This is a genomic window from Haloarcula sp. H-GB4 (assembly GCF_030848575.1).
In the GTDB taxonomy this organism is placed as follows: Archaea; Halobacteriota; Halobacteria; order Halobacteriales; family Haloarculaceae; genus Haloarcula.
In genome coordinates this window covers 128,801-151,489 of the sequence record NZ_JAVDDX010000004.1, presented here as the reverse complement: position 1 = coordinate 151,489, position 22,689 = coordinate 128,801, and the positions used below count along the sequence as shown (strand labels likewise).

21 protein-coding genes are annotated in these 22,689 nt (G+C 57.0%); 13 read left to right on the top strand and 8 right to left on the bottom strand.

Going from position 1 to position 22,689, the window contains the following annotated elements; all coding sequences use genetic code 11:
• Nucleotides 1-148: 148 nt before the first annotated feature.
• From RBH20_RS18680 to RBH20_RS18660, 5 genes are all read left to right on the top strand, one after another.
• On the top strand, nucleotides 149-1,345 hold the full coding sequence (locus RBH20_RS18680; RefSeq protein ID WP_306711728.1) for an ABC transporter substrate-binding protein: 1,197 nt from the start codon (nucleotides 149-151) through the stop codon (nucleotides 1,343-1,345).
• Nucleotides 1,345-2,229: a carbohydrate ABC transporter permease gene (locus tag RBH20_RS18675; RefSeq protein ID WP_306711487.1), complete on the top strand. Its 885-nt coding sequence runs from the start codon at nucleotides 1,345-1,347 to the stop codon at nucleotides 2,227-2,229. Before RBH20_RS18680 ends, RBH20_RS18675 begins: the two co-directional genes overlap by 1 nt.
• Nucleotide 2,230: 1 nt before the next feature.
• Nucleotides 2,231-3,133: a carbohydrate ABC transporter permease gene (locus tag RBH20_RS18670; RefSeq protein ID WP_306711726.1), complete on the top strand. Its 903-nt coding sequence runs from the start codon at nucleotides 2,231-2,233 to the stop codon at nucleotides 3,131-3,133.
• A 10-nt stretch (nucleotides 3,134-3,143) separates the two neighbouring features.
• Nucleotides 3,144-4,283, top strand: coding sequence for an ABC transporter ATP-binding protein (locus RBH20_RS18665; protein WP_306711485.1), 1,140 nt, complete (start codon nucleotides 3,144-3,146; stop codon nucleotides 4,281-4,283).
• A 427-nt stretch (nucleotides 4,284-4,710) separates the two neighbouring features.
• Complete coding sequence (locus tag RBH20_RS18660; RefSeq protein WP_306711483.1) at nucleotides 4,711-5,532, top strand: glycerophosphodiester phosphodiesterase; 822 nt, start codon at nucleotides 4,711-4,713, stop codon at nucleotides 5,530-5,532.
• A 51-nt stretch (nucleotides 5,533-5,583) separates the two neighbouring features.
• Here RBH20_RS18660 and RBH20_RS18655 read toward each other — a convergent pair whose 3' ends face one another.
• Both RBH20_RS18655 and RBH20_RS18650 read right to left on the bottom strand, forming a co-directional pair.
• Nucleotides 5,584-6,375 (bottom strand): HAD-IIA family hydrolase, encoded by a 792-nt coding sequence (locus RBH20_RS18655; protein WP_306711481.1) that lies wholly within the window; start codon nucleotides 6,373-6,375, stop codon nucleotides 5,584-5,586.
• Nucleotides 6,376-6,496: 121 nt separating this feature from the next.
• Nucleotides 6,497-7,798, bottom strand: coding sequence for an MgtC/SapB family protein (locus RBH20_RS18650; RefSeq protein ID WP_306711479.1), 1,302 nt, complete (start codon nucleotides 7,796-7,798; stop codon nucleotides 6,497-6,499).
• Between the two features lie 299 nt (nucleotides 7,799-8,097).
• On the opposite strand from RBH20_RS18650, the gene phnD reads away from it, so the two are divergent.
• From phnD to phnE (RBH20_RS18630), 4 genes are read left to right on the top strand one after another with little or no spacing between them, the layout of a single operon-like run.
• Nucleotides 8,098-9,276 carry a phosphate/phosphite/phosphonate ABC transporter substrate-binding protein gene (gene phnD, locus RBH20_RS18645; RefSeq protein ID WP_306711477.1) on the top strand — a complete coding sequence of 393 codons (1,179 nt, stop codon included), beginning with the start codon at nucleotides 8,098-8,100 and terminating at the stop codon, nucleotides 9,274-9,276.
• A gap of 15 nt (nucleotides 9,277-9,291) precedes the next feature.
• A complete protein-coding gene (gene phnC, locus RBH20_RS18640) occupies nucleotides 9,292-10,107 on the top strand; it encodes a phosphonate ABC transporter ATP-binding protein (RefSeq protein ID WP_306711475.1) in 816 nt (271 codons plus the stop codon).
• A gap of 5 nt (nucleotides 10,108-10,112) precedes the next feature.
• Nucleotides 10,113-10,928, top strand: a complete 816-nt coding sequence (gene phnE / locus RBH20_RS18635; protein WP_306711473.1) for a phosphonate ABC transporter, permease protein PhnE — start codon at nucleotides 10,113-10,115, stop codon at nucleotides 10,926-10,928.
• A complete protein-coding gene (gene phnE / locus RBH20_RS18630; protein ID WP_306711471.1) occupies nucleotides 10,928-11,722 on the top strand; it encodes a phosphonate ABC transporter, permease protein PhnE in 795 nt (264 codons plus the stop codon). Before phnE (RBH20_RS18635) ends, phnE (RBH20_RS18630) begins: the two co-directional genes overlap by 1 nt.
• A 1,025-nt stretch (nucleotides 11,723-12,747) precedes the next feature.
• Here the strand turns inward: phnE (RBH20_RS18630) and RBH20_RS18625 are convergent.
• From RBH20_RS18625 to RBH20_RS18615, 3 genes are all read right to left on the bottom strand, one after another.
• Nucleotides 12,748-13,071, bottom strand: coding sequence for a twin-arginine translocation signal domain-containing protein (locus RBH20_RS18625; RefSeq protein ID WP_306711469.1), 324 nt, complete (start codon nucleotides 13,069-13,071; stop codon nucleotides 12,748-12,750).
• 180 nt (nucleotides 13,072-13,251) lie between these two features.
• The gene (locus RBH20_RS18620) at nucleotides 13,252-13,761 is read right to left on the bottom strand and encodes a universal stress protein (protein ID WP_306711467.1); all 510 of its coding nucleotides are present in this window, start codon (nucleotides 13,759-13,761) and stop codon (nucleotides 13,252-13,254) included.
• A gap of 128 nt (nucleotides 13,762-13,889) precedes the next feature.
• On the bottom strand, nucleotides 13,890-15,038 hold the full coding sequence (locus RBH20_RS18615; protein WP_306711465.1) for an FAD binding domain-containing protein: 1,149 nt from the start codon (nucleotides 15,036-15,038) through the stop codon (nucleotides 13,890-13,892).
• Nucleotides 15,039-15,241: 203 nt separating this feature from the next.
• Between RBH20_RS18615 and RBH20_RS18610 the strand changes: the two genes are divergently transcribed.
• Entirely contained in the window at nucleotides 15,242-16,348 is a 1,107-nt protein-coding gene (locus RBH20_RS18610) for a tubulin/FtsZ family protein (RefSeq protein WP_306711462.1), read from the top strand.
• Nucleotides 16,349-16,517: 169 nt separating this feature from the next.
• A complete protein-coding gene (locus tag RBH20_RS18605; RefSeq protein ID WP_306711460.1) occupies nucleotides 16,518-17,882 on the top strand; it encodes a bifunctional UDP-sugar hydrolase/5'-nucleotidase in 1,365 nt (454 codons plus the stop codon).
• A 204-nt stretch (nucleotides 17,883-18,086) separates the two neighbouring features.
• Here the strand turns inward: RBH20_RS18605 and RBH20_RS18600 are convergent, their stop codons facing one another.
• Entirely contained in the window at nucleotides 18,087-18,608 is a 522-nt protein-coding gene (locus RBH20_RS18600; protein ID WP_306711724.1) for a GrpB family protein, read from the bottom strand.
• Between the two features lie 535 nt (nucleotides 18,609-19,143).
• Between RBH20_RS18600 and RBH20_RS18595 the strand changes: the two genes are divergently transcribed.
• Entirely contained in the window at nucleotides 19,144-19,347 is a 204-nt protein-coding gene (locus RBH20_RS18595) for a hypothetical protein (RefSeq protein WP_306711458.1), read from the top strand.
• Nucleotides 19,348-20,201: 854 nt separating this feature from the next.
• Nucleotides 20,202-21,197 carry an HNH endonuclease gene (locus RBH20_RS18590; RefSeq protein WP_306711456.1) on the top strand — a complete coding sequence of 332 codons (996 nt, stop codon included), beginning with the start codon at nucleotides 20,202-20,204 and terminating at the stop codon, nucleotides 21,195-21,197.
• An 85-nt stretch (nucleotides 21,198-21,282) separates the two neighbouring features.
• Here the strand turns inward: RBH20_RS18590 and xseB are convergent, their stop codons facing one another.
• Nucleotides 21,283-21,459 (bottom strand): exodeoxyribonuclease VII small subunit, encoded by a 177-nt coding sequence (gene xseB, locus RBH20_RS18585; protein ID WP_306711454.1) that lies wholly within the window; start codon nucleotides 21,457-21,459, stop codon nucleotides 21,283-21,285.
• Nucleotides 21,456-22,667, bottom strand: coding sequence for an exodeoxyribonuclease VII large subunit (gene xseA, locus RBH20_RS18580; protein ID WP_306711451.1), 1,212 nt, complete (start codon nucleotides 22,665-22,667; stop codon nucleotides 21,456-21,458). The genes xseB and xseA overlap by 4 nt, the downstream gene beginning before the upstream one ends.
• Nucleotides 22,668-22,689 lie beyond the last annotated feature (22 nt).

Below are 22,689 nucleotides of genomic sequence, written 5' to 3'. Positions count from 1 at the left end.
CGGGTACGACGATGTATCGCGGCGGTCGGTTCTGAAAGCATCGGGGACTGCACTCACGGTTGGGACCGTGGGTCTGGCCGGGTGTAGTAGTAGCAGCGGTGCCAGTGTCCGGCCAGTCAACGAAGACAGTCTCACTATCTGGCATGCCATGGGTGGGACCAACGGTGAGACACTGCAGGGGCTAGTCGACCAGTTCCAGTCCGAGACGGGTATCAACGCCAACCTCGTTTTTCAGGACTCCTACGAGGGAGTGCTGACGAACACATTGAGCGCACTCGATTCCGGCGAAGTCCCCGATGTCTTCCAGATAGACAGTCTGTTCGCCCAGCAGGTCCTCGACACGGACGCAGTCGAGCCCGTGGAAAACTTGCTCTCCGACGACTACCCGGTTGATGACTTCCTGTCGAATGTGACCTCGTTTTTCACTATCGATGACACGCTCACATCGATGCCGTTCAACAACTCCAACGCCATTCTCTATTATAACCGGTCAGCGTTCGAAGAAGCCGGGCTCGACCCGGATAGCCCGCCGACAACGCTTGAGGAAGTGCGGAGCTACTCACAGACGCTTGTCGACGAAGGAGTCACCGAAGCTGGGCTCACCTGGCCGAACCACGTCTGGTTCGTCGAGCACTTCTACTCCGTCGACGGACAGACGCTACTTGACGCCGAGAACGGCCATGCCGGCCAGCCGACGACGATGCGGACGGACAACAGCACGGCCCGGTCGCTGTATGAGTGGTGGCACGAGATGGCTGATAACGGCCTGTTCAGCAACCCCGGAATCGAGGCCTGGGGGGAAGCAACGTCCACATTCCTTACCGGGAAAGCCGCTATGTTGATGACCTCGACGGCGTCAGTTGCTGGTATCCGCTCCGGCGCGGAGGAGAACGGATTCGAGGTCGACAACGCATTCTACCCGACGATAGACGGCGACCGAACCGGCCCGGTTATCGGCGGGGCCTCGTGGTTCGTCCCCTCCGGGCTGCCACAGGAGCGGCAAGACGACATCGGCAGCTTCCTTGAGTTCATGGGGCGACCGGAGTCACAGATCACCTGGCACAAGGGGACTGGCTACTACCCGATCCGACAGAGCGCTGTTGAGCAGCTCGAAAACGACGGCTGGTTTGCGGAGAACCCGATGTACCGAACCGCGTTCGATCAGTTGACCCAGGCCGAGAACACGCCGGCGACGAAACGGATGCTCATCGGCCCGGCTCGACAGGTCCAGACAACAATTCAGGATATGTCGGTCGAACTGTTCAGTGGCGAGGTCAGCGTCGACGAGGGACTCGCCGAACTGAAGTCAGCCGTCGAGGACGAACTGGACCGATACTACAGCTAATGTCCACGCAAGAAGTCTTCACAGACCGTCTGCAGGCCGGCGTGTTGCTGTTACCGACGATGCTCGTGTCGCTGGTGTTTCTCTACTACCCGACGGTCCGTGCAGTTGGACTCAGTTTTTACCGGGCCTCGCTTGCCCGAGGTGACGTGTTTGTCGGGTTAGAGAACTACAGGCGGTTAGCCGCCTCCTCGGAGTATCTCCGGAGCGTCCTGATCTCGGTGCTGTTCGCCGCGTGTGTCGTCGTCGGCGTGATGGCCGTTTCCCTCTGTGTCTCCTTTCTTATCCACGAGATTGAGGTCGGAAAAGGGGTGTATCTGGTGGCGGTTATCTGGCCGTACGCACTGCCGCCTGCCGTCGCCGGGCTGGTGTTCCTGTTCATCGCCCACCCGAACATCGGTATCTTCACAAGCTACATCGAGGCCCTTGGCGTCGATGTCAACTGGTTCAGCAATGGTCCGCAGGCGTTCGTCGTCGTGCTGATCGCCGCGGTGTGGAAGCAGGTCGGGTACAACGTTATCTTCATGACAGCCGCACTCGGCAACGTCCCCGAGTCGCTGACTGAGACTGCCGAACTCGACGGCGTCTCCCGAACACAGCGACTGCTCCGCGTGTACGTCCCGATCATCTCCCCGACGCTCGTGTTCTTGGTCATCATGAACACGATCTACGGCTTTTTCGGGACGTTCCCGATGGTCGACCTCATGACGAAAGGTGGGCCCGCCGGTGCGACGAACATCCTCATTTATGACCTCTACCGGACCGCCTTCCAGTTCTACGAGTTCGGATTCGCCTCGGCGAAGTCCGTTGTGCTGTTCATCGCTGTCGGGCTGTTGATGTACGGTCAGTTCCGGCTGAGCGATAGATATGCTTACTACGGAGGCTAAGATGCTCGGGTCACTCCTTGCTGCGTTGACCGCCGCTGCTGAGCGCTCCCGGTCTGCGGGACGAACTACCAGTGAACGCATCCAACGATTCGAGACGGAGCAGCTCACGCTGCACATGCTCGCAGCGACCGTCACGTTCCTGATCATACTGCCAGTGTTGATCGCGGCGCTCGTCTCGACGAAGCGGGCCGGGGTCGTTACCTCTATCGGCGATCTGGCTCCCGGTGGGCACGCGCTGTCGAACTACCGGCGTGCGCTCATCGGCCTCGAATTCTGGCGATTTATGCTCAATTCGTTCTTGATGTCTGTTGCCGTCGTCGTCGGGAAACTGATCGTGTCGCTGCTGGCTGCGCTGGTGATCGTCTACTACAGGTTCCCGTACAAGAACGCCGTGTTCCTGTTTATTCTCTTTACGCTCTTGCTCCCGGTCCCGGTCAGGTTTGTGCCACTGTATCGCCTGACGACGGAGCTTGGCATGAGCAACACCTTCCTCGCGATCACGGTCCCGTATCTGGCCAGTGCGACGACCGTGTTCATCCTGCGCCAGCACTTCTTATCGATTCCAGCCTCGCTCGTTGAGACGGCAAAGGTCGACGGTGTCGGTCCGCTGCGGTTCCTGTGGTCTGTTCTGATTCCGATGTCTCGCGCCGTTCTCGTGGGTGTGTCGGTGATTATGTTCGTCTACACGTGGAACCAGTACCTCTGGCCGCTGGTAATCATCAACGCCGAGAACCTGCAGGTCGCACAGGTCGGCCTGAGTCTGCTTCGAGGTCAGGCTAGCACCGGTGAAGTGGCCTGGTCCATGGTGATGACCGGGTCGATACTGACCCTGTTGCCACCACTGGCGCTGCTAGTGCAGTTCCGCCGACAGCTGCTGGAGACGTTTACGATTCAACAAAAATGAGAGGCTCCCAATGACTGACGTAACCTTACAGGACGTACGGAAGGAATTCGATGGTGTCGTCGCCGTGAAAAATATCGACCTCCAGATCCCGGACGGAGCGTTCGTGACCGTGGTCGGGCCGAGTGGCTGTGGCAAAAGCACCACACTTCGGCTGATCGCCGGGCTAGAGCAGGCCACTGACGGCACGATTCAGATGGGCAATCAGGACGTCACCGAGGTTGAACCGAAAGACCGGGACGTTGCGATGGTGTTCCAGAACTACGCGCTGTACCCCCACATGACCGCGCGCCGGAACATCACGTTCGGCATGAAGTCAGCTGGCGATTTCAGTGACGAGGAAATCAACCGCCAGGTGGCGGAGGCCGCATCGGTGCTCGACATCGAGGACCTCCTCGACCGGACGCCCGGTGAGTTATCCGGCGGCGAACGCCAGCGGGTCGCACTCGGTCGCGCATTAGTCCGGGACCCGGAGGTGTTCCTCATGGACGAGCCGCTGTCGAACCTCGATGCCAAACTCCGGATCAAAATGCGGGCTGAACTGGCGAAACTCCACAGCGAATTCGGCACCACCACTATCTACGTCACTCACGACCAGACGGAAGCGATGACGCTCGGTGATCGGGTGGTCGTGATGAACGACGGCCGCATCCAGCAGGTCGATAGTCCACAGCGGCTGTATGACTATCCAGAGACTCGATTCGTCGCGGAGTTCATCGGCGACCCTGCGATGAACATGCTCTCCGTGGATATCACTCGTGACGGAAGCGAATACGAGGCTGTCGGTCCAACGTTCCGTATACCGTTACCCGAGGGTGACGGATTGGAAACAGCCGCCGGAGCGCAGGCACTGCTAGGCATTCGGCCCGAGAGCCTGTCATTAGCTGATTCGACCGACCGGAATTCGTTCACCGCTGAGGTGACCGTTACAGAACCACTCGGTGATAGCCTCCTGCTGGAGTGTCGGACTGGCGATCAGGTCTTCAAACTGCATGCAGAGCCTCGAACGGCCGTCGAGCCGGGTGACCAAGTCGCGTTGACGCTTGATGCTGAGCGGCTCCACCTGTTCGATCCACAGACAGGCGAAGCCATCTATCACGCAGCGGCGGCACAGCCGTCCGAACAAGCCGGCACTATCGATAGCACCATCTGAATTCGCGGCTGTAACCCAGAGAAAGACGCTCGGCTCACCCGATAACAGCGGAGCGCTATCGCAGAGCCATTGCTGGCGAGAAAGGTCAGCAAGTACAGTTCGTCTATTGCGCGTGCTATCTGTCGTCTCAACATAACTACAACTCCGTTTCTACTAATATTTATACTATATACCAATATATACTCCTGTTCTATAGCCATTGTCGCCGCTCTACAGCGTACATAAACTCAAGAAAACAGAATCGTATATACTAATATTACCAATCAATAGTTATATATAGATTGTGTAGGTAATGAGCTACGGAATGGTTCGAATACCAGACATATGCCGTCGAACTGTGCTGAAGAGTGCGTCTGCTGCTGCCCTGGGCTCCATCGTTGGAACTGGGGCTGCCAAGGAAAACGATCACAGCAGTACTGAGCCGCCTATGGCTTCCACACCGATCCTGGCTGCACACCGCGGCTACCGCGGTCTGTATCCGCAAAACACCATTGCCGCTGTCCAACAGGCGGCGTACGGTAGTCGTCGCAGTCAGGGGTATGACACCGACATGATGGAGTGTGACCTCGTTCCTGCAGGCGGTAAGCCTTGGGAGGGCGAAGACTTCGAAATCGTCGTTTTCCACGATAATAAGCTAGATAACCTAACAGATGAATCCGGGTACGTCTGGGAGAACGATGTGCAGACCGTCCTAAATGCCGAGATTCGTGATAGCGGCCAGACGATCCCTCGATTAGACGAGTTCGTCGAAGCTACGCCGGACAGCATCCCGCTCAATATTGAGTGGAAAGCTGCGGGTGTCTCTCCTGATGATGATGCGTCAGCATCTGCCGTCGAAACTTGGGACCCGTTTACGGAACAGGCACTTGATGTCCTCTCCAATCACGAGAACGACTTTATCGTCCAGTCGTTCGAAAAGGCTGCGCTGCAGTCCGTTCGCAACTCAGACTCTGAGGTTCCGATAGCGTACTTGCTCTGGGACTCAATCGAAGAGGGTCTCTCTGTCGTCCGTGACCTAGACGCGGAGTACATCCAGCCGCCGTACAATATGATTATGAACACGCCCTTCTTCAACGAGGATTACTACCTCGAAGACCCGGGTTTCGCTGAAATCGATCTGGTCGAGACGGCCCATGAGGAAGGGCGGAAAGTAATCCCGTACACGATAACGACATGGCATCAGGCGGAGAAACTTGTTGAGGCCGGTGTTGACGGAATCATCGCTGACTACCCCGGCGTGCTCGACTAATATCCTGCGGCAGTGGTGCAGTGGAAACGGCTAACCGCTCCCCGTTTCCAACTATCGTCCGTGTTCTACGATCGCTGCCAGCTCTGAAAGGTCGGTCACAACGTGGTCAGGACTCACGTCACTCTCTTCTAACTCCGCCGTACTGGTAACGCCAGTTAGTGGCAGTACCGTCTCCATTCCAGCTTGGTTTCCCATTCTGATGTCTGTCCCAAGCCTGTCACCGATCATAAGGCATCGGTCCGGCTCACCACCGACCCGTTCCAGAGCCATTTGCAGGATGACATTGGACGGTTTGCCAATCAACTGGTCCAGTTCCTGCCCAGTCACTCCCTCTATCGCTCCGATCATCCCTGCTGCATCGGGTATCTCCCCTCCCTCTACAGGACACGTTCGGTCCGGATTGGTCGCAACGAAGAGCGCGTCGTTCTCAGTGAGTGCGATTAACGCATCCTGTAGCGTCTGGTAATCAAAACCGAAATCAAGTGATGCGATCACGGTGCCCGCTCGCTCTGGGTCAGTAGTCGTTTTCAGCCCAGCGGCGCGCAACTCCGCGACCAGGGCATCCTCGCCGATAACGTAGATTTCGCGTTCCGGATACTGCGCGGATAGATAATCCGCTGATGCAGTGGCAGACGTGATTATGTCATCACTGGTGCAATCAATACCTAGCGCGTTCAGCTTCTCACAATACTTTTCTCGCCGGTCAATCGGCTTGTTAGTAACGAATAGCGTCGAGAGCCCCGCCTCACGCACCGCTTGTATCCCTTCCGCGGCGTTTTCAACTAACGAATCCCCTCGATAGACCGTTCCGTCAAGGTCGATAATTGCACTGGTGTATGTCATCTAGAGTCCTCCGTCTCAAACAGTGATGCCTCGGCAGAAGCCGCTGCTACCGAGAGCACAGGTGTCTCCTCTACTGCAATGACCGCGGCAACTCTCGAAACACGCCGATAGCTCTCCCCGTTCATATCAATTGGACGCTGATAACCACGCCACCGATTCCGATCAGCGACAGGTAGAGTGACTTTCGCACCACCGGCGCTAGCAGTGAGCGGTTGATACTCGTTGCAAACCCGATTTTCACGAGGATACTGGAGAGCGTCCCGGCCAGCACACCCTGCGCTGCTACCGCCGGCGATATCTGCCCAGTTGACGTCAGCGTCACCGCAGTCGTTGTCGTCGTGCCGCTCGAAACCATGCCACTGAGGAAGCTCGTAATCAGGAATCCGGCTGTTCCGAATATGCGCTGTGCGCCAGCAGTGAGAATCAAGACGGCAAGGAAAAGCACCCCGAACTTCAGCGCGTTCGCGCTGCTAAACGGCGAGTCGAAATCTAGTTCCAGATCACCCTCCCAGTCGCTGTCGTAATATGCGAGTCCGACCCCACTGATCGCGATCAGGCCGAGGGGCAGTCCAACACTGACTGCCGACTCGGGGACGAATGCAACGATGATTGCTAAATTACGGACCGCCATCGCCGCATCAGCGATCAGTATCGTTCCCACGGCAAGTTCTGTAATCCCAGCGTTGCCTTTTGCACGGCCCGCGATTTCGCCGATCACAGCAGTGGAGTTCACCAGACCACCGAAGAAGCCGGTGACTGCGATCCCCTTGCTCCCGTATCGCTGCATCACGATATAGTTGACAAACCCGATCCCGCTGACTGCGATGACGAGCATCCAGACCAGTTTCGGATCAATCGCATTCCATGGTCCGTACGTTCCGCCGGGCAGGAGCGGATACACGACAAATGAGATGATCGCAAACTCACCGGCGCTGCGTACTTCTTCTCGCGATAGCTGGTTTGCAAAGTCGTGTAGCTCCCTTCGAAGGACTAGTAGGAACGATGACGTTATACCGATGATGACGCCGATCAGGACGTGATCGGCTCCAACCAGAATCCCGACCGCGTACGCGACAAGGAGTGAAGTCGACGTTGTCAGGGACAGGCCGGAGTCCAACTCACTATCGTCGCCGGTCCACTGTGCGACTATGCCCCGGATCCCGAGCAACCCTCCTTGAACAAGTACCAGTGCCCCTCCCGAAGCAAGTAGTATCGGCTCGCTGAGCGACATTGCGGCAGCGCCGACCAGGCTGGTCAGCGTAAACGTGCGGATTCCTGCTGACTTGTTGGCCCACTCTCGTTCGAGTCCAAGCAGCATACCAAGTGCACCTGCGATAAAAAGGTGTAGTATCTCAGGATCGATAGTTATCCCTTCTATACCTCCGAAAACGGCCGTATTCGCGATTGCACTCATTACAGTCATCTTATCTCACAAACGGTGGTTCCGTCATTTTTATATAGTCTATATACTACTATATTCTATATGGAGACAAATATACTGATGGGTAATAGGTGTTGGCCTTGAGGCTGGCTTGAATATCGCCATGGCCCCTGCGGAGATCGAAAATCGCCCTTGATCACTCCTTAGTATTCACTATCATACATATATCAAATCTTGACACTAATTCCAGATTCTATAAGAGTAGTGGCTAAAACTCGCTACGAGTGAGTTATGGTTTTGTCAGATTTAATCATAAATACTTTTTAACCCAGGTTTCGCACATGTCTGCGTCGACAATGAAACAGAACCCATTTGACCGACGGTCTGTGTTAAAAATTGGCGCTACTGCGCTCGCAACAGGCGTTGCAGGATGTTCTCAGGAGAGTAGCCAGAGCACCGAAGAATCTGGTGGAGACGGCGCTGATAGTAGTGACGGATCCAGTAGCGGTGACGGTGGGTCCACACAGAGTAACGATTACCCCGACTTCGATCCGTCGAATCCGGAGTTCCCGCAGTTGATGCAGACGCTCATCGAGGCTGGCTTCGAGACAGGGTCGCTGCAGGACCTGAAGAACATGGAGGAACGCGAGAAGCCTCGCTACGGTGACCCCGTCCAGAGTACTCCTAGTAATGAAGACGAGCTCATTGATCCGGACCGTATTGCGTTTGCGATGACGCCGACGGAAGACCCGGCAGTCTATCGGGATACGATGCAACCGCTGATGGACAATATCGCAGAAGAGACCGGGAAAGACGTTGAATACTTCCCCCTCAACTCGTACGCGTCGCAGGTTGAGGCGATGCGGTCCGAACGCCTCCACGTCGCCGGGTTCTCCACTGGGCCGACGCCCTTTGCTGTGAACCTGGCTGGGGCTGTCCCGTTCTCGCTCCAGATTTCGAAGGCAGGTGACTTCGGTTATCGGCTGTGGCTAGCTACGCAGGCAGATAACGACGAGATCTCCTCACTGCAGGACCTCAAAGGCAAGCGCGTCGCACACGCCGAGCCGTCGTCCAACTCCGGGAATCTCGCTCCGCGTGCGCTGTTCTCGAACCAGGGCGTCACTCCGGGCGAAGACTACGAAGTGAGCTATTCCGGCGGCCACGAACAGAGCATTCTGGGCGTCGCAAACGACGACTACGACGCCGCCCCCGTTTGTAGCACCTGTGTCACACGCGTTGCAGAGGCAGACAATATTGACCCGACGAACCTCAAAGTAGTGTGGGCTAGCAATCCGTTCCCCACGACGAGCTTCTGTTACCGCTACAACCTGAAACCGGAAATTCAGGAGGGTATCAGGGCGGCGTTCATCGACTACGACTACTCGGACACCAAGATTGCAGAGGTGTTCGGTGGTCGCGGAACGTGGACGGAGATTGATTACGCTACGACCTACGATATCATCCTCCAGATTCAGGAGAACAACGATATCACGTACCAGATCGATAACATCGAAGGCTAAGAAGAGAACCAAATAATGCTTACTGTAGATAATTTGGAAAAAACGTACGATTCCGGTGATCGAGCACTCAAAGGTGTCTCATTCGAAGTCAGTGGTAACGAGATCGTCGCGATTATCGGGCCAAGCGGGGCCGGCAAAAGCACGCTCGTTCGTAGCATCAACAGGCTGACCGAGCCAACTGGCGGGCGCATCTCGCTTGATGATACAGAGGTGACCGGGCTGGAGAAGTCAGCCCTTCGTGATGTCCGTCGCGATATGGGCATGATATTCCAGGAGTTCAATCTCGTAGAGCGCCTGACGGTCATGGAGAACATCCTCTCCGGTCGGCTGGGCTATCTCAGTACGTGGAACGCATTCCGTCGGAACTTCCCACCAGAGGATATCAAACGCGCACGGGAAATCCTCAGTCGCGTGAATCTGGAGGGCGTCGAAAACAACCGTGCAGATGAACTCTCCGGTGGGCAGCGGCAGCGCGTTGGTATCGCCCGTGCCGTCATTCAGCGACCCAAAATACTGCTCGCTGACGAGCCGACGAGCGCGCTGGACCCCGACACCTCCCGGGAGGTGATGAGCCTCTTGACGGACATCGCTCACGAAGACGATATCCCGATCATCATCAACATCCACGAAGTCGATCTAGCAGTCGACTACGCGGACCGAATCATCGGCCTCAGTGACGGTGAGATCGTCTTTAACGGTCCACCTGATGATCTAGATCAGGCGGCCAGAGACGAGATCTATCGTGGCGGTGAATCAATTGCGGACCGCGAAGAGCCGAGTGCTGGTGGCAGCACTGATTCTGATGACGTCATTGCTGAACGAGGTGACTAATCAATATGGCTGCTGAATCTGGATCGGCCGTTGAAGAATCTTGGGAGCGGCCCACAGTCTTCTACAACAAGAAAGTCAAGTATCTCATCTACGGGCTTATCTTGTTGTTCTTCGCGTATAGCTTCTGGAACCTTCGGATTTCCCCCAGCCGATTCGTTCGAGGGATCGGAGCCGGTGTCGAACTCGTCACGAGTATGCTTCCACCGGCGTACACTCCGTCGCAACGAGAACTCCTCATACAGGGTATCGTCGAGAGTATCGTGATGACGATTGTCGCCACGACAATGGGGATCATCGTCAGCGTGCCGGTCGCGATTATGGCTTCCAATAACCTCTCGCCGAAGCCAGTCTACTACGTCGGTCGCAGCATCGTTGCCGTCACGCGCTCGCTCCACGAGCTCATCGTTGCGATCATCATGGTCAAAGCGGTCGGATTCGGTCCGCTCGCTGGTGTCCTTGCACTTGCGTTCAAAACGATCGGATTCTTCGCAAAACTCCTCGCAGAGGAGATCGAAGATATCGACCGCGGGCAGATGGAGGCGATCACCGCTGCCGGCGGGACACCCGTCCAGACGTATCTCTATGGTGTCCTCCCGCAGGTAATGCCCCGGATTGTTGGGCTGTCGATTTACCGGCTCGACATCAATCTCCGTCACAGCACTGTCGTCGGGATTGTCGGAGCGGGTGGTATCGGGATCACGCTGCTGAACTCCTTCGATAAGTACGATTACCAGTTCAGCATGGCGATCATCGCTGTCATCGTCGCGATCGTTATGATCGGTGAAGGTGTTAGCGCCCTCGCCCGGAGGCGGATCCAATAATGTCAAACAGCACTGACTCCTGGAGCCGGTTTGATCGCCGTGAGCGCTTACTCCGGTTCTTCGGGCTGCTGGCTGGGCTCGTCATTCTCGTCGCAGCCTGGCGCGCCATGGAAGTGAATTACGGCTACGCCGTGACTGCCCCACGTGAGCTGGCCGACCTCTTCGGTCGGATGTATCCGCCCAATGTCGGATACTCCCGGAAGATTGTCGGGCCGCTGCTTGAGACGATCAACATCTCGATCCTCGGCACGGCACTGGCCATCGTGATGGCGATTCCGGTCGCGTTCCTCGGTGCCAGCAACACGGCACCCAACAAGCCGGCGTACCTGCTGGGTAAGTTCATCATCTCGTTTACCCGTTCGGTTAACGTCATCATCTGGGCACTGATCTTCGTGGTCATCTTTGGCCCTGGGGCCCTCGCTGGCGTGCTGGCGATTTCGATCAGATCTATCGGGTTCACTGCAAAGCTAATCGCGGAAGCCATCGAAGAGATTGACCGCGGGTCTGTTGAGGCGGTCACTGCAGCTGGGGCATCGCCCGTTGATGTACTCATCTACAGTATCGTTCCACAGATCAAGCCGGCGTTCATCAGCGTCGCGACGCTTCGATGGGACATCAACGTCAGAGCGTCGACGATCATCGGGTTCGTCGGTGCAGGCGGTATCGGCGTCCCGCTGCAGACTGAGATCAACTATTTCAACTGGGAAGCAGTCCTGACGATCCTCATCTCAATTCTGGGCCTTGTGCTCATCAGTGAAGCCGTCTCGGCCTATCTGCGAAAGAAAGTAATGTAGGCGATCGGAGCTCGCATCGCCTATTATTTTCTCAACTGTGTAGATAATGTTATCGACTTATTGTCAAAAGACTTATGTTTATGGGGCATATATAGTCAGTGGGGCCAACGCCAGTGTCTGCCAACCTGGGTTCCCCTTCTCCGTTTTGACAGGCTCCGTACCGTCAGAGACAGCATCGCGCGACGGACCTCCTTGAATAGATACAGGACCCGGGCTGTTGTCGCGACCCGGATACAGTAGGTCTGCTAGAGTCCACTTGTTGTTTTCAACGCGGACAATTGACCACGCTGACTCCGAGTTTAGCACGGCCAGATAGGCAACGCAGTGATTAGACCACAATTTGCAGGTAACAGGTCCGAGCCCGTAGTTTTGATTTCGACGGGCGCCCCGATTCGCTGAAGCAGGCTAGCTTCTGAAGTAGATATCCCACCCGTCCCTGGTGCATGCACCGATGTGTATGCGGCGGGTTTCAATGTATACACTTGCTCCAGAGCCACGCTGGTATGCTCGAACTGTCCTGTAGCCGCTTCGGTGCTGAAGAAACACGGCATGGCGACAATCGAATGTCTGCACAAGTGTCTCCAGTACTGTCCGCTCCTCAGTTCAGGTCAGTAAAAGAATGGTGGGCAGCCGGGGGGAGTGGCATGCACACACCATTCGAAGTCGTCATCCACGACGACAGGTTCTGGACTCGGGCCAATCGATGATCTGGATTGGATTCAAGGGGAAATTGAGCGAGGACCAGAACCCACCTACCGATATACAGTTGGTAATAAAAACGGTTGTGATATCTGCTTGCAGTCTGTCGATTCTGTGATTGCCGCGCAGCCATGGACGCGCTATCAGAAGAGGGAGGATTGCCCAGTTGATCGTCCGTTAACAGGCCGCGTCTTCGGCTGTGTCTGGGTCGGTCTTTGATATCTGTAGCGCCCACACGTCGGACCCTTTCTGTTCTATGGCCATCCGTGGCGGTGTCGCGGTAAGATCTTCCAGCGTTCCGCTGACGTTACCCGGCCGGGTATTAGTCACGAGATGGAGTGACTCGCCGGGAGCGAGCGCACCGAACTCGGTGCGGACCTGCTCGGCCCGTATCGGGACGCCGTTTTCATGTAGAAGTTCAGCGCACACGACTGGGTGCAGTTGGGGTGACACACCGTCCAGTCCACCTCGTCATAGGCGTAGATGTCGTGGTACACCTGTTCCCAGTCCCGGTTCGGATAGGACTTGAGCGGGTTGTCAACGCTTGTTATCGGTTCTGTGGACTGTGTCGCGCCCCATGCCCCTTCGGCAAGCGCGCCGACCGTCCCTGCACCCGCCGCGGTCAGGAAGTCGCGCCGTGACAGTTTCATCACCGGGCATCACTCCGTTGGACAGCGCGTATCTGCATACGTGGTTCCCACGGCGTTTGCTAAATGAACGATACCACAGGTTCCCAATCGGTGAGACAGGGCACGAAGATATTCGGCGGAAAAGCGTTCAAGGACGATCTTCTATCTTCAATACTTGTTTTGCCGAACGACCGTCGTTACCTATTCCGGGAGATAAAAATCGGATTTCTGTTGTCTGTGCGGGGACGTGTTCCTGAGCTTGGCGATCTTCGACGGGTTACGATGTCGAACGATGACAACGTCGTAGGCATCGTCCGAGGCAATCGATCCCCCAACACTGCTGATGCTTGTGACGAGGTGGCCGGCGTTTTCGCTTCCGATGAATACCATTGAGGCGTCTTCTCTCTTGGCCATCTTGCGGATGGCTTTCGCTACAGCCCCAGCCGGCGCGTACCGATCTACGACTGTATGCCGGAAATCCGAACTCGGACACAGGTCCATCACCTGTTCGTGCAGTGAGGTGACGACCGTCTCCAGATCGAAGTCTTCGTTCGGTCCGATCCAGTCGTGTTCCCGAGCGTACTTGGCATTCCCATCCCGGATGACACTGGCGGCCAGCACATCCTCCTGGAAGACGGTGCCGAACTCCGTCGCCCGGACGAGTGCTGCCTCGGCCAGCTCGGAGCCGTCGAACGGCACAACGAGTGTCATATACTGACTAGCGGAGCAGCAGACAAGTAACACGCTGTCCATTCTTACAATGCGGGAAGACAACGCCAGAATCTAAGAGCCAGTACCGAACCGATACCCGAGAGACCCGCACGCAGAACGGTAGTCCATCAACTCCCAAGGGACAACCGTTCGTCGCCCATTCGCTTGCCCTGCGCAACGAGACGCGCTCCGTAGTTGGTCCGGGCATCATCCCACGCCGCCAGTGCGTCCCCAAGCGAACTGTGGCGGTCGAGAGCGGCTTTGAGTTCAACGGCGTCACTGGCCGCCTTCGAAGTGCCAGCGGCAGTGTGCGGTCGGGCGACGAACGCTGCATCACCAAGCAGACAGACCCTGTCGACTGTCATCCGGGGGATTTGCAGGTCGTAAATCGCCTGCACGAAGGGGGCTGCTGTTGTTACAACGAGGTCGGTAAACACGGGCGGCAGTATCTCGGCGGCCCGCTCGCGCTGGCGGGTTTCGACCGGGTCGCGGAGTTGTCCTGGCGACACGCTGAACTGCTGGCTCGTACCTGTTGTGTCAGTGAAAATAGTCTCACGCTCTCGCCCGGAGAGTGTGTCGTACCAGACCCAGTTGAGACGGCGGTCACCTGGGGCGGTGCTGCCATCCTCGCCCGGGATGAAGTACGCGAGGATGAGCATCTGTTCCCCTTGATAAAATGTGAAACGGCCGTCGAACGCGTCAATGACTGCGTCCGACAGGTCCGCTTCCGGGACGACACCACGCCAGGCGACGTAGTTAGCAAACTCCGGGTCGGTGTCGGGAAACAGTTGCGCACGGGCTGTAGATTGCCCGCCGTCGGCAGCGACGACCAGATCGGCGGTGGTCCGGTCCCCATCAGCGAATCTAATCGTGCCGTCTGTGGCCCTGACACCCGTGACAGTCCGACCGGTGTGGTAGCGGTCGTCCGGGAACGCCGCTCGCAACTGACGATAGACGGCGTCCCAGGAAGTGAACACCATTGAATCCGGTGTCGATGTCCGTACATCGCCGTCAGCGGTCAGAAAGCGCCGCTCACTGGCTCGGGTGGTTATTCTCGCCGGGTCGACGATGTCGTGACGTGAGAGGAACTGGCGGATTGACTGCTGGGCGACGATGCCGCCGCCGCGACTTCGAAGGTCGCCGGCCGATTGCTCAGCGATAGTCACGTCGTGGCCTGCACTGTCAAGAGCGATGCCGGTAAACAGGCCGCCCATCGACCCGCCGGAGATAGTAACAGACAGGGAATCGGATGGCTCGTTGGCGAGGTCCTGAGACACGGCCCATCTCAGCGCTTGCCGTATGAAAGGCCTCTGTTCCTCCGACATGTGACAGTATCGTTCCCGGACATCCCGGACACCGGCTTTGGGGAGCGCTGGTGAAGCGCAGACGCTATTCCGCTGTTACTCATCATGCTACGAAGTACCGGTGGGGCCTCGTACCGAGTCGGACTATTAATGTCAGTCTACACTAAACACGGCATATGCGAGTCGCGGCAGTCGGAATCGGTGGTGCTGGGGGCCGGATCGTTGAGCGGCTGTTGCAGGACAATCAACGCCGCGAAACAACGTATCTCGGTGCGGCCTGTGCTGTCGACACGGACACCGAAGCGCTCGACGAACTCGACGCACTCCCGGCCGACCGGCGGCATACCTTCGGACTCTCCGAAACAAATGGGACCGGAACAGACGGGGACCGAACGAGCGGGACCGCCGCTATCGAAGACGAACAGCTCGAAGTTCGCCGGGCGATAGACGAACTGGTAACAAGCGACATTGACGCCATCGTCGTCGTGGCTGGGCTTGCGGGCGGGACGGGCAGCGGCGCCACGGCCCACATTGCTGATGCGCTCAGAGAGGTTTACACGATCCCAGTCTACTGTCTGGCGGTGTTACCCGCAGGCAGAGACGACGATGCAGCCGCGAACACGATGCAGGCACTTCGGGCGCTGGAATCGCCCGTCGACGGGCAGATACTGTTCGATAACGAAGCGTGGCTCGGCAGCGGGCAGACGGTCGAGGCGGCCTCCGAGACGCTGAATGAGACAGTTGTGACGCGGCTGGGGGCGCTACTTGCAGCGGGTGAGGCGACGGCGTCCGACGCTGTCGGCCAGAGTGTTGTCGACGCCAGCGAAATAATCAATACCCTCTCGGATTCGGGCTTCACAACGCTTGGCTACGCCAGTCAGGAACTGCAGGCGGACGCTGGCAGCGGTGACGGGACAGTTATAGACCAGCTCAAAAACCGCTTTCTCGGTGACAGCACAGACGATGTCGACGAAATCGAGGCGTACAACGCCGTCGAGACGACACTCCGCCGAGCGGTGCGTGGCAAACTGACAGCCCAGTGTGAGCTAGATTCGGTTGATAGAGCCCTTGCTGTGTTTGCCGGGCCGCCCGCGTGGTTGATTCGGGATGCCGTTACCGACGGGCGGCGATGGCTCACAGAGGAACTCCAGTCACCGGAGGTTCGGAGCGGCGATATGCCGACGCCCGATCAAAACACGCTGTCGATTCTGGTTGTACTGAGCGGCGTCACAGAACTGCCGCGACTGGTGGAACTCAAAACGCTGGCCGAACAATCGACCTAAAGAAATCGGATCGTAACAAGTGGTGGACGCGCCAATCGAGGCTATTTTTCGGAAAACGCATCTCGCCTAGCAATAGAGACGGTTTCGCTGGGGACCAGAGCGGGAGCCCTGGGATAATATATCACAAGCGAAATACACTTTTATGCCCCGCTGGAATCAGTTTTGAGCGATGTCGGTCCGGCTGCTTCACTACTCAGACATTGAGAACGCCTGTGACGATCCTGTGCGAATGGGTCGGCTTGCCGGAACCATCCAGTCGATATACGGGGAGGACGCAGTCGTCGCTGGCACCGGCGACAACACTGCACCGGGTGTCCTCGCCCACTACTGCGAAGGGCGTCAAGCGATGCCGTTTTTCCGGGCAGTGAGTACCGACATCGGGACGTTAGGAAACCACGATTTCGACTTTGGAACTGATCCTATTCTGGACGTGGTTTCGGAGAGTCCACAGGAGTGGATTGTCGCGAACGTCTTTGAAGGGGAGAGTGAGGACGAGTGTGGCGTTCCCTTCGCTGGGTTAGACGGAACGACAGTCCTGCACCGGGATGCCCAGCGAGTCGGATTCGTCGGCGTAATCGATCCTGCGACTCCCCGGATTGCGCCCACCGGCGCGTCAGAGCTGAACGTGACCAGTCCTGTCGAGAGCGTGCGGACAGCGGTCAGTGAACTCGGTCACAGTGTCGATCATTTCGTCGTTCTCGCACACTTGCGGAGCGACTTAGAGACCGACGTTGCGGCCGTTGACGGCGTCGATGCGGTCCTCGGTGGTCACGTCCACAGGGAACGCCACGAAATTGTCGACGGAACGCTGATCGTCCGCCCCGGAGCGAACGGGCAGGTGGTCTGGGAAGTCGAGCTCTTCGACGGTATTCGCTCGCCGATTGCCACCCGTCATTCGACAGCCGAGGGACCTATCGACGAGTTCGTGGCCGACACGACCCGCGAACAGTTGGCCGGTGTCGGCCTGCTGGAGACTGTTGCCACTGTTGATGACCCGATCCATCGAGATATCGACCGGCGAACCTGCGGCGAGAGTCGCGTCGGCAATCTCGTGGCCGACGCCTATCGCTGGGCGGCTGATACCAACGTTAGCTTCGTCCACAATGGCGGTCTTCGAGAGGGGCGACCCCTGTCTGGCGAGGTCACTGCTGGTGAGGTGGCCAGTGTACACCCCTTCGGCGGTACGGTAGAAGCCCTCCACGTCACGGGTAAACAGCTACGAGCCCTCTTGGAGGCGGCCTTCCGTCCCCACCGCGGAGACGGACGGCTCTGGCACGGTGACGTCAGCGGGATGACCGTCAAGTACGATTCTGAGGCTGGACGGCTAATCGGTGTGGCTGTCAACGGCCAGAATATCGAAGCCGGTCGAGAGTACAGCCTTGCCACCAATTCCTACGTCGTCTACAGCGATGACTGGCCAATTCCACAGGAGGCACCCGTCGATTCGTTCGGTCTTCCGTTCAAGGCCGTCGCGGACTACGCTCGCGAAGAAGGCCTCACTGTCCGGGTGGATGGACGACTGCAAGACTGCTGACCAGTTCCCACAACGAATCACTCTGTGTATGGCCCGGAACAGGAGCGTCTCTGGCCTCAAGCGGTGTGGCACGAAGTCCCCGGGTTCTGTATCCCGGTCTCGTTCATCAGGGTGGTCGTGGACGACCTTGCGCTGCTCGTCAAAGCGCCGTAGTTCTCGAGACAGTTCCGCCAGCAACTGCGTGAAATATTCACTCAATATGAACTACTCACTCATTGCACGATCAAGTACATCTTGGATAAAATCACTCTTTTCAGCGGTGTATTTGTCTCTCGTTTTTGGGTACTTCTGCGCTAGTGCCCGCTTTACCGACGCATATTGTTCAGCGACCTCCGGATGCTCTCTAAGGTACTCCCTGAAGGCGATTTTTTCGTGATAGAAGTCACTCTCCCATTCCGTGAGCGAGAGGTAGTGTGTCCGGTTCGTGCGTGGCCCTTTAGCGAAGAATAGCCGGCCGTGTACGTCGTCATCGGGTCGGTACTCATACCCGTTCTCCTCGAGAACTCGAACAAAGCCCCTCACATCTTTCAAGTCTTCGACAACAGCGAGTATGTCAATGATCGGTTTCGCTGGCACTCCTTCGATCGCGGTACTACCGATGTGTTCGAAATCAAGCAGTCGCTCACCTGCAACGGCTTTCAGGTGCGCAACTTCCTTTTCATAGAGGGGTTTCCACTCCGCTTGATACGGGACAAGTTCGACTGTCCCTCGTTCTAATCCGATCATTGGTGCCGCGGACTGCGTTTCAAGCATATGTCTGTTGCACGAACTGATAGAATTTTGCTCTGCACTGAGGATTCAGGAGTCTCGAAGATGGGATGTGAACAGTTCTATAACACCTCACTACAGGGGAGTTCTGGGAGGTCAGGACTCCAAAGAGACAGTCCAGAAATATCCAACACGCCGAGACTCTTGACGACGGACTCGTCGTCAACCCCGGCAGTGTCGGCCAGCTATGGGACGGTAAGACCAACCCTGCGCTGTTCCCAGCGATATCCCGGCGCTTCCCAGTAGCTGGGTTGGTGTCGGTCGGGCGACAGCCTGATTTCGGGAGCGGTAAGCTTACACTTTCTATCCAACAACTATAACCCATGGTCTCCAGGCAGACGAAAACCACCCTCCCCTTCATCGTCGTCGCAGTGCTGCTCTGGTATGCCTCACTGGGCAGTGTCGCTACGTGGGTATCATGGGCAGTTCTTATTGGCGTTGGCGTCGTGTTGCCGACAGTACTCACCAGCTATCAGCGGGACGCAACTGTGCAATGAGCGACCTCTACAACCGTCTCGACCAGTGGCTCCGCGCCCGTTCGCGCGCTGAATACGCACTCGTGACAGGAGTCATGACGGCGGCTATAATGTTTGGGATTGGTATCGCCATCGGGAGACCACTGGGCTTCGACGCAATGGTGGTCGGACTTACCATGACGGTAGTCTACTACTGGCTCAATCCCAATGAAAATGGATAAACAGCGACTGTCGACTGATCCACTCGCCCCAGTACTCGTTCGTGTCTGCCGGTAGCGTGTTCAGGATTCGACGTGTGTTGCGTTTATTGCTCCGTGACTGGTTCTACGAGGGGATTCTTTGACGAGTTGTGCAGGCTGTTCGAGGTATTCCGGTGCGGTTTTTATAGGCCTCGTGGGACGCCTGCTCTGGAATGTCCCGTCGGCCAGCGTCCCGACGTTCGCGTCTGACCGCACAGTCGAGCCGTCCTCAGCCCCATCCCACGTCTCTGAACATCGGTAGATAGCTTTCTGCAGGACTCGTTGCAGAGGAAGATCGGTCGGCGCTTCTAGGCGGGGAAGTAGACACGTTTTTACTGATCGGTTCTAGATTTCGTTCTATGGCGGTAGATACCAATCGGTGTGAGAGCAGTTGTTCTGCCACGCTTCCCGATGTTGTTCCATTCAATCTACCTCATCTGTCACGACAGAGTTGGGAATTAGGCACACGCTCTATTCACGATGAGCAATCAACGGCGCTCGGCACATGGTCCTATCAAGCTGGGCAGTGGTCGCTGTCGCTGTTTGAGGTAACGAGCGAGACCGCCATTATCCGTATCCAGACACCTGTTGGTCGAAAGCGGTATTATGGGGCACTTCAATCAGAACTCCGCGCAGCGGTTCAGGAACTCAAAGCGAGCCCGGCTTGGCAGAAAGTTGTGTGAGTAACGATGACGTGTCGCTGACCGAACTCGCAACCGACCAGAGCCGAAAGCTCCTCCTCCAGCACCTCGAAGCAGATGGGTGCTTATTCTGTGGCCTTCCTCGACCGCGTAGTCCCAAAGGACATGTACTGACCTGCAAAATACCAGCCAGAGATGCCACCTGACCGGCTCCGGAGTATCGTCCCGATGTTCGGCGGGGCAACAAGCTACGTCAAGACACTCACTGCAATCCTCGAGTATGTTGATGACCAACAACCTACACCCGATGAACTCATCGGCTGGCACCGGGGCCACTTCGAACGAGTCTCAAGTCGAGACTCGATCCAGCGCCGGATCGACTATCTCGAAAATGTCGGATTTATTGAAAATGACGGCCATCACTGGCGCCTTGGGCCAGAGGGGACCACCTACGTCGCTGAGCAAACGACCGAAACGCTGCTCGAAATCATGTGTCGCCGAAACGTCGGCCTCCGTAGCCTGCTGTACTCGCTCGTCCCCGCTCCGATGACAATCGAAGAAATCGGGCACCAGCAACTCAACACACACGCAAACTTGGGCTGGGACCCAACCAACACGGATATGGCCAAACAGCGGGCGAACTGGCTTCGGAGCCTCGGACTCGTCCACAAGGACGGTCACCAGTATGCACTCACGGATGAGGGCCACCAGTTCGTCGAGACCGCCGTCGAGCAGTGGGCCGGATCTGATCCACGTCCCGACACAGCCACCACAGCTGCTCCAACTGCAACGACCTACGAAACGACGGTCCAGGCCCGGGCAGTTGACCCGGAGTTCCGGGAGACGGTACTGGTCCAGTATGATGGAACCTGTCCAATATCCGGTGTTGACCACCGCGGGCTGTTGGATGTCGCTCATGTCTTGCCCTGGAGTGATTACCCACAGCACCGGGCGGATCCTACCAATGTCCTCCCACTCAGCAAAATTCACCACGCAGCCTTCGACCGTGAACTATTCACCATCGACCACGACTATCGGCTGCATATCAATCCCGACTTCGAGACCAACAGTGACCTGCTGAAACAGACAATCATTGACCGGGCTGGTGAGTCCGTCCCCCAGCTGGACGGCAACATCAAGCCAGCGTATCTCCGGCAGTACAATGACTCAATTGGCTGGGTGACGAACTAATTGGGAGCAAGACTGTGGCTAAAGTCGACATATGAGCTGATTCCGTGAGGAGAGTACTATCGCTCAAGACAGTTTGAACCGGACTTCAGCGATCAATAACCTCGCCATCCCCAACTGCCAGCTCTGATTCGAGTTCGGCAATCAGTTCCGTCCCCTCAGCATGGAGTTCATTGGCTCGTTCCAGCGAGACGTCTCCGTTTTCGAGTTGTTGGATAATCTGTTCAAGCCGGTCGGTCTTGTCGGCGATTGTCTCGTCTTTCATAGTGGAAGCAGGATGTACAGGAGCAAGGCCACAACAAGCAAGCCCAGCGCTACCAAGATGAGCAGCAGCCGCTGACGCTGGCGGCGATGGGCTGCGGCCTCCTGTTCACGTTTTCGCTGCTGATCGTACTGGGTTCGTGCTTGCTCTAGCCGGTTCTCAAGCTCGGTCAGTTCATCGCGAACGTGTGTGTCGTATGTGCGTTCAAGCTCAGCATCGAACGCGGACAGATTTGACTCAACTGTCCGTCCGTAGGCACGTGTGAGCCGGCCATCCATCGTTTCCAGTGCCGTCTCCACGGTCTCTGTGTAGGCTGTGTTGAGGCGTTTTTCGAATGTTTCCAGTTCCGCGTTCAGCGTTGTCCGCTCCGGAACGATGTTGCCCACCTCGGTTGGTGTCATCACCCGTCTGTCAGCCACTTCATCGGCCAGTGTTCGGTCGTTCTCGTGGCCGACCCCAACCACAATCGGTGTCTCGGTTTTGTGGATGACACGACAGAGTGGTGTTTCGTTGAACACCCGGAGATGCTTGTCAGAACCGCCACCACGAGTGAGAACGATGACGTCAATCAGCGGGTCGTCATCAAGTTCACTGATCGCGCCCATGATCGACATCATTGCATCATCGCCCTGGACACTCGTGTTCTGGATGACGAGATCCACATCGGGATACCGCTCGTGAATGCTGGTGACCGCATCCATCCGGGCATCGCTTGTCGCACTGGTGGCGATCCCGATTCGCTCTGGGAAGTCTGGAAGAGCCTGTCTGTGCTCCGGATCAAGCAACCCATCCGAGTCCAGCAGTTGCCGGTTTTGCTCGTAGATACGCTGGTACGTGCCCTCACCGACCTCAACGATGTCTTCGATGATGACGGACACGTTGCCTCCCTCCTCGTAGTACGACAGTGAGCCTTTGACAGCCACCTGCATCCCGTCCTCGATTGCGGTGTCGATAGCTGACCGCTTGTACCCGAAGAGCACACAATGAATCGTCGAGCCCTCATGGACCAGATCAAGGTGGACATGGTCATTCGAGGACACGCCGTAGTCAGAGACGTCACCGACAACATAATCGAAGGCAAGCTGGTCTGCACTCTCAACAACTGCGCCGATATCTTCATTCAGCGTATCAACGTAGGTAATCCGCTCCGTTTGGAGTGCTTCCTGAAGTGTCTCCAGCGATGTCTCCGTCGACTCCGGCTCCGAACCCATTCGGCTCCTCTGTAGTGCAGTT